This window comes from Gardnerella vaginalis ATCC 14018 = JCM 11026 (genome assembly GCF_001042655.1).
Taxonomy (GTDB): Bacteria; Actinomycetota; Actinomycetes; order Actinomycetales; family Bifidobacteriaceae; genus Bifidobacterium; species Bifidobacterium vaginale.
Genome location: NZ_AP012332.1, coordinates 426,378 through 441,139, shown reverse-complemented (window position 1 = coordinate 441,139; position 14,762 = coordinate 426,378). Strand labels below are relative to the sequence as shown.

11 protein-coding genes are annotated in these 14,762 nt (G+C 39.0%); all 11 read right to left on the bottom strand.

The genetic code is table 11. The features are described 5' to 3' along the window. The gene (murC, locus tag GAVG_RS01650; protein WP_004112295.1) at nt 1-1,512 is read right to left on the bottom strand and encodes a UDP-N-acetylmuramate--L-alanine ligase; all 1,512 of its coding nucleotides are present in this window, start codon (nt 1,510-1,512) and stop codon (nt 1-3) included. Nucleotides 1,513-1,514: 2 nt separating this feature from the next. Then, a complete protein-coding gene (locus GAVG_RS01645) occupies nt 1,515-2,741 on the bottom strand; it encodes a UDP-N-acetylglucosamine--N-acetylmuramyl-(pentapeptide) pyrophosphoryl-undecaprenol N-acetylglucosamine transferase (protein ID WP_009994540.1) in 1,227 nt (408 codons plus the stop codon). Between the two features lie 132 nt (nt 2,742-2,873). Then, complete coding sequence (locus GAVG_RS01640; RefSeq protein WP_009994541.1) at nt 2,874-4,202, bottom strand: FtsW/RodA/SpoVE family cell cycle protein; 1,329 nt, start codon at nt 4,200-4,202, stop codon at nt 2,874-2,876. Beyond that, nucleotides 4,189-5,766, bottom strand: a complete 1,578-nt coding sequence (murD, locus tag GAVG_RS01635) for a UDP-N-acetylmuramoyl-L-alanine--D-glutamate ligase (RefSeq protein ID WP_009994543.1) — start codon at nt 5,764-5,766, stop codon at nt 4,189-4,191. The genes GAVG_RS01640 and murD overlap by 14 nt, the downstream gene beginning before the upstream one ends. A 78-nt stretch (nt 5,767-5,844) precedes the next feature. Beyond that, nucleotides 5,845-6,948 (bottom strand): phospho-N-acetylmuramoyl-pentapeptide-transferase, encoded by a 1,104-nt coding sequence (mraY, locus tag GAVG_RS01630; protein ID WP_013399489.1) that lies wholly within the window; start codon nt 6,946-6,948, stop codon nt 5,845-5,847. After that, entirely contained in the window at nt 6,945-8,675 is a 1,731-nt protein-coding gene (locus GAVG_RS01625) for a UDP-N-acetylmuramoyl-tripeptide--D-alanyl-D-alanine ligase (protein WP_009994548.1), read from the bottom strand. The genes mraY and GAVG_RS01625 overlap by 4 nt, the downstream gene beginning before the upstream one ends. 93 nt (nt 8,676-8,768) lie before the next feature. Further along, complete coding sequence (locus tag GAVG_RS01620) at nt 8,769-10,013, bottom strand: hypothetical protein (protein ID WP_009994549.1); 1,245 nt, start codon at nt 10,011-10,013, stop codon at nt 8,769-8,771. 28 nt (nt 10,014-10,041) lie between these two features. Further along, entirely contained in the window at nt 10,042-12,135 is a 2,094-nt protein-coding gene (locus GAVG_RS01615; RefSeq protein WP_004116904.1) for a peptidoglycan D,D-transpeptidase FtsI family protein, read from the bottom strand. Then, a complete protein-coding gene (locus GAVG_RS01610) occupies nt 12,135-12,767 on the bottom strand; it encodes a hypothetical protein (RefSeq protein ID WP_009994550.1) in 633 nt (210 codons plus the stop codon). Before GAVG_RS01610 ends, GAVG_RS01615 begins: the two co-directional genes overlap by 1 nt. Further along, nucleotides 12,767-13,828 (bottom strand): 16S rRNA (cytosine(1402)-N(4))-methyltransferase RsmH, encoded by a 1,062-nt coding sequence (rsmH, locus tag GAVG_RS01605; RefSeq protein ID WP_004116906.1) that lies wholly within the window; start codon nt 13,826-13,828, stop codon nt 12,767-12,769. The genes GAVG_RS01610 and rsmH overlap by 1 nt, the downstream gene beginning before the upstream one ends. 11 nt (nt 13,829-13,839) lie before the next feature. Next, nucleotides 13,840-14,613, bottom strand: coding sequence for a division/cell wall cluster transcriptional repressor MraZ (gene mraZ, locus GAVG_RS01600; RefSeq protein ID WP_009994551.1), 774 nt, complete (start codon nt 14,611-14,613; stop codon nt 13,840-13,842). Between the last annotated feature and the right edge of the window lie 149 nt (nt 14,614-14,762).

Sequence of the window (14,762 nt, the reverse complement as noted above, 5' to 3'; positions counted from 1 at the left end):
TCACAAACTTTTGTAACTCAATGCTTCAAGCATAACAGATGTCATAGCTGTGATACTTCCTGCTCCAACAGTAAACAGAACATCGCCATTTTTTGCTCGACTAGCCAATTTTAGAGCACCTTCACGCATATCTTCCACTGCCTCGATATTAGACGTAATATCATCTTTCCTAGCTACATCAACAATAGTTGACGCGTGAATATCTGGGAAATCTTCCTGTTTTTCTCTAGCTGGGAAAATTCCAGTGACGATCACGTCATCTGCAAGAGATAATGCAGATGCAAATTCATGCGCAAAAGAGCGAGTTCTAGAAAACAGATGCGGCTGGAAAAGAACACGAATACTAGCATTCGGATATCTTCTTCTTGCAGCGCGCAAAAGAGCATCTATTTCCGTAGGATGATGCGCGTAATCGTCTACAACCGTTACTCCATTAACACACCCACGAATATCGAATCGCCTAGAAGCCCCACGGAAACTAGAAGCACCATCTGCCGCATCTTTAGGGCTCATGCCTAAAAGCATCGCAGCAATAATAGCAGCACATGCGTTCCTAGCATTATGCAATCCTGGAATTATAAGATTAACATCTATAAAATCGCCATTAAATTCAATAACAAACGATTCACTTCCGCTACCCGTTTTTTCACTTTCATGCTCAATAAAGGCAAATTTTACAAAACTTTTCACTCGATCATTCAGCAAAGAAACATTATCTTTATTACTTGTGTAAACGATTGTTTTTTTAAGAGAATCATCGCTTAAAGCATCTAAAACGGCACGAGCGCCATCATCATCTGCACAAATCACAATATGCCCAAGAGCATGGCTTAAATGTTCAACAAAAGCCGAGCGATAATTTTGCGCATTTCCATAATGATCCAAATGATCCGCTTCAACATTTGTAACAATTGCAATATACGGATTATATTTTTCAAAGCTGCCGTCGGATTCATCCGCCTCTGCAACCATAACGATTCCGCTGCCAGCATGCCCTCCGTCTATTTCACCACCATCTTGTGCTTGAATAGATCCACCAATCGCATAACTCGGGTCTGCTAGATCACCTTTACCACAAACTCGCAAAATATGTGCTAAAAGTGAGCTTGTTGTAGTTTTGCCATGCGCTCCAGCAACAGTTACTCCCCTTTTAGCACTTAAAAGCAAGGATAAGATGTCGCTTCTGTGTACAAGTTTCACACCATTTTGATAAGCAGCAATAATTTCAGGATTACTCGGCTTAATCGCGCTAGAATACACAAGAATATCGGAATTTTTTATATGACTTGCACTTTGACCTATTTTTACATTTATTCCAAGTTCTTCTAAGCGTCTTGTGTGGTCATTTTCTTGACAATCACATCCACTTACTTCCACCCCTTCTTCGTGTAGCATTTCTGCCAAAACGCTCATTCCAGCTCCGCCTATTCCAATAAAGTGAACAGAGCCTAACGAAGATATAGTCTGGTCTGCTTCAAATGCTGAGCGCATAGGATTCATATTAATATCCATAATTATCTTCTGCTTTCTTTTGCAATATCAAGAATATATTTTGCCATTACACTCGCAGCATCACGAATGCCATATTTCCAAGATTTTTCACGCATTTGTTCAAGACGATTTGTATTGTCAAGCAATTTCAACACATTGTCACGAATCCAATCAACAGTAAAATCAGAATCGCTAACCATAATCGCTCCTCCTGCATCCACAACAGGCTGTGCGTTAAAACGCTGCTCACCATTACCAATCGGCAGCGGAACGTAAATTGCAGGAAGACCAATAGCAGATATTTCTGCAACAGTACCAGCGCCAGACCTACAAATCACCAAGTCTGCACAAGCAAAAGCCCAGTCGATCCTCTCCAAATATTCACAAATATGATAATCACCTAAACCTGCATGCTCTGGCTTAACGTCGTTTATTTGATTAAGACCAGCCACTCGCGCAACATTATCTTTAACTTCTTTAGACTTTCCAGAACCCGTAAGATGAACTATTTGAGCACACTTAAGCAAATCGCCAGCAGCAATAGAAACAGAATCGTTCAAACTTTTAGCACCTAAAGACCCACCTGTAACAAGTACAATAGGTCTACTTGGATCTAATCCAAGCTTTTTAGCACCTTCTATCCTAGCTAAATCAGAATCTTGTGTAATTTGTGCGCATAAATCAGATATCGCTTTTCTAAGAGGCAAACCGACTCGTAACGCTTTTGTGCACGAACCTAATTTTGAGCATAAACCAGTGCCATCATAAACACAACCAATCATGTTAGCCCAACGCGCACCAAGTTTATTTGCCATTCCAGCACGAGCATTCTGCTCATGAATAACAATAGGCAATCTCATGCTGTGAGCTTGCGAATAAACAGGAGCAGAAGCATAACCACCAAAACCAACAACAACATCAGCGCGTCTTGTTTTCAGTATTTCACGAACCTTATTCTTTTCACGAACCCATTTAAAAGGAAACTTAAACATGTATAAATTAGGTTTTCTAGGAAAAGGAACTTTCTCAATGACATCAAGCGATAAACCAGTTTGTGGAACAAGAGTCTTTTCTAATCCAACATTAGTTCCAATAACACTAATTTTTACAGATTCATCTAAATCTTTTAACGCGCTAGCTACAGAAAGAAGAGGATTAACATGACCTGCTGTTCCGCCCCCTGCTAAAACAACATGCAAAGAATCTTCATCGACATTATCGACAGAGGAATCAGAGTTCACATCTTCCATATAAACCACCTACATTCGAGCTAGAGTGAATCTAAAATAAATTTAAATCAATCTAAAACCACTAATTATAATAATTTCTAACCTAATCTAAAACTTTAATCTAAGACTAAACAATTAGACAATAACCAGACTTTAACGTTTATTGTCATCCTCACTAGAAACTGACTTAATACTGCTATTAACACTAGGCTTAATATAAGGGTTACTTCTAATAAAACAGTCCGCAACACCAATACTCAACAAGCACATAACTAAAGACGAACCACCAGCAGAAATAAACGGCATAGGAACACCCATAACAGGAAGAACTTGAACCACAACCAATATGTTTATTAAACCCTGACCTACAATCCATGTAGCAATACTTATAAGAGATATCGAAACAAACTTACTATGAGATTGCAATGCGGAAGTTAACAAACACCATCCAATAACAATATAAAGAAGAATCACACAAGACGCTACAAAAAATCCCATTTCTTCGCCGATAATCGCAAAAATAAAATCATTATGAGCATAAGGTAAATAATTCCATTTTTCTCGAGAATTACCTATGCCAACACCCATAAGACCACCAGAAGCCATAGCATATTGCGCATGAATAGCTTGGAAGCACACGCCTTTTATAGACTTAGCATCACAACCATGGATAGTCGCAAGAATACGCCTCATACGATTTTGACTAGTAACAACCAACAATAAAACAGCTGCAGATGCAGATATAAGAGCGATAACGAGCCACTTTGTAGGGAATCCTCCTATATAAAATGCGACTACGGCTATAAGAAGAATAATCAACGCAGTACCAAGATCTTTACCAGCAACAACAAGAAGCAATGAAACTCCGAGAGCCACTACAGACGGAATGTATGCGCGCATTTGAACACGCTCATAAGCTTTTTTAGCCAGTACAAGAGCCATAGGAAGCCAAATACATATAGCTAACTTGGTTATTTCTGCGGGCTGCATTGTAAAAGGACCTATTTTAATCCAGCTAGCATTACCATTAACCTCATGTCTAATTCCTGGCACAAAAGTCAAAAATTGCATAAAAACAGATATTGCGTAAATAACAATAATCTTACTTTTATAGAAATCGACTGGAAGACGAGAAACAATCAAATAACCAATAAATCCAATAATGCAATAAATCAATTGACTTATTCCAGAACCCCAAGGACCTGCTCCATAAGTAATCATAGTCACTGAGGAACTTGAAAAAACCATAAATAAGCCGAAAACAGAAAGCATTGCAACAGATATTCTTAAACCATACAAACACCATAATGGATTAAATATGCTACGAATACCAACGTATTGTTTAAAAGCATGACTGTTTTCATTAAAAGTTTCATACGCTCTTGACGATTTAGTAGAACGCTGTTTTTTACTAGAAGAAAACAATCGCAAAGGCTTTTTATTAGCATTGTTAGGATTAGATTTTTTGCTATTCACGTTCATGACTATTAACCCATCGCTCAGATTCTTTAGCAAAACGAGATCCGCGATCCGCATAAGACACAAACTGATCCATTGATGCACACGCTGGAGCCAGCAACACAACATCTCCTTGTTTTGCATAGCGTCCGGCAGCATCAACTGCTGTAGAAATAACTTTTTGACCTAGAGAAGGATCTGGGCTAATAGTCTTATCGTTTTCCACTTTTTTAAGAACAGAATCATCCGCATAATCAAAAGATTCACAACCTGTTCCATCTGGAGAAACAATAGTTACTGGAATATCTTTTCCATTAGCATTAAGAGCTTCTATAATCGGTTTTTGATCTACACCAATCACAACAGCAGCCTTTATAATACTTCTATTATCTTTAACTAGATCTTCAAAACAACCGCCTTTTGCAAGCCCCCCAGCGATCCAAATTACAGATTTTTTACCAAAACTAGAAATAGATGCTGCTGCAGCGTGAGCGTTAGTAGCCTTTGAATCATCTACAAAACGAATCGAGTGTTCAGGAAGATTATCGTCAGCATTTAAAGTTGCAACAGTTTGAATCCTGTGACCTCCTGGAGCAAAGTTACACAAAGCTTTTACAGCATTTTCAACATCTGGATTCAACCCTAATGTAAGAGCTAAAGCAGTCAAAGCATCTGCAAGAAGATGAGGATATACGCTTCCGTCTGGTTCGCATAAATGCTTAAGATCCCTTAGCTCCACTAATTTAACTGGATCTCCAACTTTTCCGCCAGCAACACCACTCTTATCTACAATCCAACCATTTTCAACACCTATTTCTCCAGATTCTGGAGGTTCAAGTGTAAAGCCAATTTTCTTACAACCATCTTCTACTTGAGCGTTAGCTGCAAGTTCACTTACTCTAGAATCCTGAGCATTATAAACAAGAGCCTTTTTAACCCCATTAAAAACTTTAGACTTGTCTTTTGCGTAAGCTTCAATCCCACCGTGCCAATCTAAATGATCCGCAGCAATATTAGTAATAGCTGCACAATCTAATCTCATCGAATTAGTAAAATGAAGCTGGAAAGAGCTTAATTCTACACACAAAACATCATGTTCTGATTCCATAGCAGCGTGAGAAACCGATTTTCCAATATTTCCTACTGCAGGAGCATCAAAACCACAAGCAGTTAGCATTTCGGAAGTCATCTCTGTAGTGGAAGTTTTTCCATTCGTACCAGTGATTCCAACCCAAGGTGCAGGATTATTGGTTTTATCTGAGTTTACACGAACAAGCCAAGCAAGCTCCACTTCACTAATAACTGGAATATTACGCTTCTGCGCTTCTAGAATAAAAGGTGTACGAGGATTAAAAACAGGAGATGTTACAACAGCATCTATATTATCCCAATCAATCTTGGAAAAATCGTGTACCTGAGCCTCTTCCTTACGCTCATCTGCAGTAATCGCTGTAGCACCAACGGATTTAAGCACTTCTACAGCACCAATGCCAGAAACACCAAGACCCGCCACAAGAACATTATTGAATGGGAACTTCTTGTGGAACGACAATTCCCTAAGCAAACAATCTTCTGCAACGCTGCTCATATTTATTTAACCCTCACCAATTACCAAGTAGATACTCAATTACTAAGTCAATGCTAATCGTTAAGTCAGAACTAATCGTTAAATCAGTAACCCAGAATGACCAGCCCAATCCGCATAAAACATCATCAATGCAGAAAGTACAAACATAAGCTCAATCATCCAAAAACGAACAACGACTTTACCTTCCGCCCAGCCAACAAGCTCAAAATGATGGTGTATAGGAGCCATTTTAAACACTCGCTTATGCGTAAGCTTAAAACATCCAACCTGAATTACATCACTACATGCTTCTATAACAAATAATCCGCCCAAAATAACAGCTAGAAACTCGGTATGAGTAGCTATCGAAAGAGCAGCAAAAAGACCACCTAATGCCAATGATCCCGTATCTCCCATAAATACCTGAGCAGGATTTGCGTTGTACCATAAGAATCCAAAGCAGGCAACAGCTGCACAAACAGCAATAATAGTCAAATCAAGAGGGTCAGATACTGCGTACGAGAAACCAAAATGACCGCCACCTTTAACGTGGTAACTTTCCCAGAACGCAATCATAGCGTAACCAGCAAAAGCAATCATTGAAGAGCCAGAAGCTAAACCATCTAAACCATCTGTAAGATTTACAGCATTAGACCAAGCCGCCATCAAGAAGTTAACCCAAATAATAAAAACCACAATTCCTACGACTTGCCCAAACATTGAAAAATCAAGAAATGGTTTTTCAATAAAGCTCATACCAGCCTGAGCACTAGCAATACCAGACTGAGTTGGTAGCATTAGAGCCAAAAGTGCGTAAATGCTTGCAAAAATAATTTGACCAATCAGCTTTGCACGAACCGAAAGACCAAGATTCTGTTTTTTACGAACCTTTGCAAAGTCATCAATGAACCCAAGAAAACCCATAGAAAGCATTGCAAAAAGCACAAGAACCGCAGACCAGGATGGTGTACGTCCAACAGAGAAGTATCTGTAAAGAGCAGAAGCAGCCCAACCAACTACAACAGCAAGGTTTATAACAACACCTCCCATTGTAGGAGTTCCACGTTTAACTAAATGAGATTGTGGACCGTCCTGACGAATGTACTGACCGTAATTTAAACGGTGTACTAAGCGGATTAAAAGCGGCGTACCGACAATAGTAACAATCAGCGATACCACGATTCCCACGATAAGCGCAATCACAGGTTAACCTCCGTATGTTCACTAAGACTCTCATTAAGTTTAGACCAGCGTTCAGCTAACACGCTCAAGCCTGACGCATGAGACCCTTTCAATAACACAACACTACTCGAATGCGCGGCCACAAGATTCCACACAACGTTATCCGCCTCAGTGCAATCATGAACAAAATATACGCCATTTTCAACATCAAGGCTCTTATTCTGCCAATTATCTTTAGCACCTTTATAAATGCAACCAGCTAGTTCATCTAATTTTTTATCAAATTTAGAACCAACAGCTATTAGTGCATCAATATTATGCTTTGCAACATATTCGCCTATTGATTCATGCATATTATTCTCATTAGAACCAAGCTCTAACATAGATCCAAGAACTGCTATTCTAAAAATATTATTCTTTTTACTTGTTAGATCTTCTTCAGTATTAACGTTTAAATCATGTAAGTCATGATTTTCATAAGAACACAATCCATCAATTCCAGCCTTCATGGAATCAGGATTTGCATTGAATGAATCGTCAATAAGCGTAAAAACATTATTATTGTTAGAAATTTTAGAAAGCTGCATTCTATGCGGACTAATATGCGAAACTTCATGCAAAACTTTAGCAATACTATCAAGATTCATTCCAAAATATCTTGCCACATTAGAAGCAGCCATTGCATTCATAACATTATGCTGTCCCTGTATAGCAAGATGGACTCTAACTGAGTTTTTAGACTTATCCTCATTCTTCTCATTAAGAACAAATTCTGCACAACCCATTTCATCTAATGAAATATCACTTGCAGACAATTGGTAATTGCCATTGTTAGATGCGTCAAAATCACCTTCCGTATTGCTGTTTTTACCAAACCAACGCAATTTATCTTGATCAGCTAAAGAACGCATTGCAGATACTCGAAAATCATCAGCATTTAAAATTGCTATTCCGTGTGCAACAAGACCTCTAACAATCTCACTTTTTGCCTGAGCAATTCTTTCTACAGAACCAAACTCACCTAAATGCGCAACACCCACCTTCAATACAACAGCTAAATCAGGAGGAGCTATTGTGGTTAGTTTTGCGATTTCGCCAACATGATTTGCTCCCATTTCTGCAATAAGGAATCTCGTGTTTTCATTTACTTGCAAAGATGTTAACGGCAAACCAATTTCATTATTAAAAGATCCAATTGGCGCAACAGTGTTACCGAGCGTTGAAAGAAGAGCCTTGAGCATATCTTTTGTAGTGGTTTTTCCTACTGAACCAGTTATGCCGATAATACTAAACGGTGTATTTAACGCGCGGCGACGCTCAAGATTGTGTTTTGCTAAAAGTCCAAGAGCTTCAACCGAATTTTCAACAACTATTTGAGCAATTTTACTATTATTAGACTCATCTAACTTTACAAAATGCTCCACTATTGCGATTTTTGCACCAAGTTCTGCAGCTTTTTGAACAAAATCATGACCATCAACACGATCGCCTGGTATTGCTACAAATATGGAAGAATCCACAACTTTACGAGAATCACTTGTTGCATAAATAACAACATCATTATCTGAAATAACAACATCATTATCTGTTATGCAAAATTTCTCAGAAGTAACACTGTGGTTTTCTTTTACTAAACAACCACCTATAAAAAGTCTGCCATTAACCGCAGCAGCTACTTCTTTAACACTCATAGGCATCATACGCATATTATTGGTCGTTGTATTATTGCCCAAAGTCTTATTTTGCATCATAACCTCGTTATTTTCCCAACATTGGTTTCATTTGCTTTGCAACAAATCTATTAATCATCAACACGTTTCTGAACACTACTTTAATTAACACTACTTTAATTCATGAGACACTCGTAACGCGCTTTTAATAGTTCCTCTTCTAACTCCAGCTGCAAGAACCATCGCTATTGAAAGAGAAAGATGTTTGTGAACATCCTTACCACCAATCTGATCTGCTAAAGCAGCTAACTCATCTGATTCACGAGAACGCATAACGCAATAAGATCTTTCATGACTTACAAACCCATAACGTTGTTGAAGAGTATAAAAACTTATTACTGGTCGAGCGGACTTCATACTTTCTTCATCTATAGCGGAATCATCATTTTGATTTTTGATAAAACTATTGTCGTAATGTTTATCAGATTTATTAGCAGAAGTTCTAGAAGAAGAAATATCAGATACACTATCGGATTCACTATGAGATTCACTATCGGAATTAAGTGATTCGACTTTTTGCTGCGATTTTGAATTCTGATTTAATGTAGTATCAGAATCATACTTCTTTTTATTATATGAATGATTATCTGCATTATCATCTGCATGACTTGCATGATTTGCATGACTATCAAATTTTGAAGTATTAGAGTAAGAATCAGAATAAGAAGAGTCGCTTGCATATAAGTCAAGGCTTCCAGCCATTGCTAGAGCATTATTGCTTTCAACTCCAAGAACATCAACGTTAACAGACTGCAATGCATCTTTACTAAGAGTTGCAGAATTTAATGCTATTACAACAGCTGCAGCGCCATCTTCTACACACACAGACAAGTTATGCTGTATATCAATTATTCCCATAGGATACTCTAAATCTAGCTCTCTTTGAAGAGAGCTAGACCCAGCTGCACTAATAATACCGACTGGATTGCCGAGCATATGAAGAAAATCAGCCAAACGTATAACATTTGCATAAATCTCATCATCACTATCTCCAGCAACTGCAAAAGTTGCTATAAAAGATGACGGATCGCAATTAACATCACAAGCTAGCTTACCGAGAGTTATTGGATTATTAGAAGATACCAGCAGAGGAATGCCTACACTCATTGCTTCAGATCTAAACTCTGGAGGAACCATTGCAGCATACGCTCCAGCATCTCTAGCAGCCTCTAATTGTCTTTTATCTACTCGAGATGAAGGAACAAAAAGACAACCTGGTTTAACACTTCTAACATCACAAGCTAATGATGTAATAGTCACACCAGATGCAAAGGAAGGAATTACTTCAAAACCATACTGTTCAGCAGCAAAACCAAGCGTCACTCTGGTTCTGGAAAATTCATCAACAGCATTCATACTCGTACTCGCCCTTATTTGTTGTATATCACCATTCTACAGCAATAGGGTTGCTACGAGGAGTAGAAACTGGAACATCATACTTTTGCATCAAGAATTCTCCAATTGCTTTCAAAAGAGGTGCTGCTGTAACAACGCCGAAAGTTCCCTGAGGATTACTTAATGCCACTGTAATAGCAAATCGTGGATTATCCACAGGAATTACTCCAGCACAATCTGCAACAATAGAACTTAATCCTCCACCGAATCCCGCTACTTCTGCAGTACCACTCTTAGCAGCAACACGGTATCCATTAATTGATATAAAGTTCTTGTAAGATTCTGCTGTGCTTTCCATAGCATTCAACATTTGCGATGCTACATGTTCATCCAAAACGCGAGTTGCCTGAGGTCTCTTGTGCTCTGAGACACGTCCATGAGGATCTATTACAGATTTGATTATTGACTGTTGGAGCCTTACACCCTTGTTCGCAATAGTCGCAATAGCATTAGTAATTTGCAAAGCGTTAGTGGCATAACCCTGACCAAACAAAACAGTGTTTTGCTTACGACCATCCCATGCTTGTACGCTTGGAAGAAGACCAGGAGATTCACCTTGTAAACCTAAACCAGTATATTGCCCAATTCCAAACTTAGACAAAAACTCATAACGCTTGTTATTAGGATATTTTTCGCCAGCTAAAATCATGCCAACATTAGAAGATTCCTTTAAAATTCCAGCTAATGTTAAACGTTCAATACCATGACTGTGAGAATCATGGAAAACCTGACCTTGTTTGTCTATTGTCCCTGGAACTGAGAATTTGTCACTGAGTTGACGCGCACCAGATTGAACCATTCCAGCCATGGCAAACACTTTGCCTATAGAACCTGGCTCAAAGGTCTGGCTAACCGCTTTAGAAACAGATGCTCTAGCAGCTGAAGAACCAGCTTTAATATCGTCAGTATCTTCTAACGCAAGAATCTCACCAGTGCGAATATCCTGAACAACAGCAATTCCCCATCCAGCTTTGTACTGCTTCATTCCGTCGAGAAGAACTTTTTTAACGTACCAATCTACATCGCTGTCAATGGTTAACTTTATGTCATTACCATTTACAGCGTCTTTATATTCGCTAACAGTGCCAGGAATTTTCTCATTTCCAACATTGTTTCCCTGATACTTTTGATATCCATCTGTACCAGTTAAAACTTTATCTTGCGAAAGCTCTAATCCAGATTCACCTATTTCACCTCTTCTACCCTTTGCCTCTGGTCTAGAGCTTTCTTCGGCATCTTTGACAGAACCAATTAGGGCACCCAAAATAGGACCACTTGAATACACTCGTTCGCTACTGTTTTCTGCATAAACACAACCAGAAAGGTTGAGTTTGTCAATTGCACGCTTAACAGAAGGCTTCACATTCCTCTTGATAACTGCGTAACGACCCAATCCAGAAATCTTTCCGCCGATTTCAACAGAGCTCATATGAAGAATTGGAGCTAAAAGACGTGCCACCGCCACGGCACCAGTACCTTCAACATCCTTACCACTAATCGAATGACAATTACCAGCAGTTTGTTTTGTGCAAGGAGTAGGTTTAAACGCCTGCGCATTCATAGGATCAGCAATTATATTGTATCTTTCAACACTTTGAGCAAGAACTGAACCGTTTGTATCTAAAATACGACCTCTTCTAGCAAGAATTGGTTTTGTCCTAATACGTTCTGCTTGAGCCGCCTGAGCAGTAGAACGAGCATTAATAAGCTGTATAAAACTAAGTTTTACTATTGCACATGTTGCAACAAACGCAAAAATAATTGCAACAATTACGCACTTCTTTGCAAAAACTGTGCTATTCATCGCAGCAGTCTTATTAGCAGCAGACCTATTATAGGATCCGTAAGCTTCATAAGAATTCGCATTGTATGTGCTGGACTTTTTAAACCTTGTAAATTGCGATTTTCTTTTAATCAGCTTCAGTAAGCTAAAAACGCTACTAGTACCGTCTTTTAGAGACTTACTGGTTTTTGAAAATCCACTGGAATTGCTTGTTCTATTAACTTTGTCTTTAATAGAATTAACAACTCCATTAACTTTGCCTGAATATTTGGCGAAACGTTGCTTGATTTGGCGGCTCATCAATGTTTCTCCTTATCCTTTGGTTTTTGCTGTTTAGATTGTTGTTTAGATTGTTGTGAATCATGCGCCTGCTGTTTGGGCTGCGACTTTTGATTCTTGAGATTAGCCTGTGTTTGAGCTTTCTTAGCATCAAGCATTGCTTTTTCAGCTTTCTTTTTATTTGCATAATCGCTTAAATCAACGGTTATTGCACCTTGCTGCGGAACCATTCCCATCGTTTGCGCTTTTGCTGGAAGATCAGCCTCTAAAGTATCTAATTTTGTTTGAGCTGTTTCTACATCTTGACGAAGCCTAGAAATACTCGATTGTGTAGCAGCTTGTTCAAAAGATATTTCTGCCATTTTTGTGCGCAACAATAGAGATGTTGTAGGAGTGATTACTAAGAACAAAACAACAATAATCACATTAAAAAGAGGCGCTTTACGAGTATTGCTCCACTCTATAACCTTATGCAAGCGGTTCATTACTGTGTAAGATCTGCGGTCTGATGCACTAAATACCAATGGAAGGGATTTTAGAACACGATTTTTCCTTGAATCTCCAACAACTTTTTCTTTTACACGACCTGCAGGAGCTGCTGTTGCAGTAACAGTAGACAATCCAGGAGCACGGTTTTTTAATTGCTTAATCATTAGAACCTACCCCCTTTTTTATGTGCAAATCGTATAGTCGAAGAATTAGATGATTCTTCAATACCTTTAGAAATAGATTCAAATTCCTTAATCCAACGTTCTGGAATATCTCGAATCAGTTCCACTGCACGCAAGCGAACAGACGAAGACCTAGTATTATTTGCTATTTCTTCCTTAGATGCTTTCACAGCTCCTCTAGTTAGCGACCTAAAGAAAGGCTGTGCATCTGCTGGAACAATAGGCATATTCGCTGGAACATCTACTTCTAAGCCATTGTTCATGAATCTTTTAACCGCAATATCTTCCAGCGAATGATAAGATTCAACAACAATCCTGCCACCTTGATTTAAACGCAGAGCCAACTTTGGTAATGTCCTAGCAAGTTTGTCTAATTCTCCATTAACCTCAATGCGAAGAGCTTGGAAAACTCTCTTAGCTGGGTTTCCTGGAGCACGATGAGAACGAGGAATGACGTTATCAACTAATTCAACCAGCTGACCAGATGTGGTAATCGGAGTCTCTTCACGAACTTGAACAATTTTGCGAGCTATTGGACCAGAAAAACGCTCTTGACCATATTCTCGGAAAATATTCGCAAGCTTATGCGAATCATAAGTCGCGAGAATAGTCGCAGCTGTTATGCTTTGTGTAGTGTCCATTCTCATATCTAATGCAGTGTTGTGAGAATATGAGAATCCTCTATCTTCTTCGTCTATTTGCAAGCTAGAAAGTCCCAAATCCATAAATGCTGCATCAATATGGTAGATTGCTAAATCTTCAAGAACTTTGTCGACTTCATCAAATGCTGCATGTACTGGAATAAAACGTTCGTCTAATCCTTCTTCACGCATTCTTTTTATAGCTAGCTCAAGAGCTTCGCCATCTCTGTCTATGCCTACAAGCGTTGCAAGAGGAGCCGATTTAAGAAAAGCTGTTGCATGACCAGCAAGACCCAGCGTGCAATCCACAACAACAGAATTCTTGTGGTTTAACGCTGGAGATACTAGATTTACACAATCGTCGAGCAATACTGGTGCGTGTATTGTAGATAAGTCCTTCATCGGATCACCTTTCATTGGGTCACCGCCGGAAGAACATCATCTGCAATATCTGCATAATCTTGCTCACGATCTGCAAGGTATTCGTTCCAAGCAGACTTATTCCATATTTCTGCGCGAGTGCCAACACCAATTACAACAATCTCGTCTCCAAGATTTGCGTAATCTCTTAACATTGGTGGAACTACTATGCGTCCCTGCTTATCTGGTTCTTGATCTACAGCGCCAGAAAGAAACACTCGCAAATAGTCTCTTGCAGACTTATTGCTCATAGATGTGCGCTGAATCTGCGTTGTAATACGTTGAAACTCTTGCATTGGCAGTACGTATACGCAACGTTCCTGACCACGCGCCATAACAAAACCATTCCCTAATTGAGATCTAAATTTCGCTGGTAAAGCTACACGACCTTTTCCATCAATTTTTGGAGCATATGTACCAAGAAGAATTGGGGTTTGATTCTGTTGCTGATTCTGATTGCTTATGCCATTACCACGAGAATCTTCATTATTCGGTAAAGGAGTGGAATTAAAAGCCGAATATGGAGCCTGGTTAATGGGTTGCGCAAAAGGAATCTGCTGCATTGGCGGAATCTGCTGTGGCTGATACATCTGTGGCATCACATAATAAGGCTGAGCGTACGCTTGAGGATTTTGCATTGGCATATGCATTTCCTGAGCATTAGCTTGAGCAATATTTTGTGAATCACTGTCAGAGAGATTTTGAGCATGCATAAAGGAGGAATTGGCTTTATTCTGCGCATTATCATCCGCATTATTACGAGCCATAACTCACCTCCTTTTCAACATGCAATATGCCACTTGCACATCGTTCACCATTTTACCCCATTCCTCACCAAAAATCCCCACTTTTTATAAAAAAATAATATTTTTTTTCATAAAAGTGCCACTTTATGCATTCGTCGCAAAAACTTTCT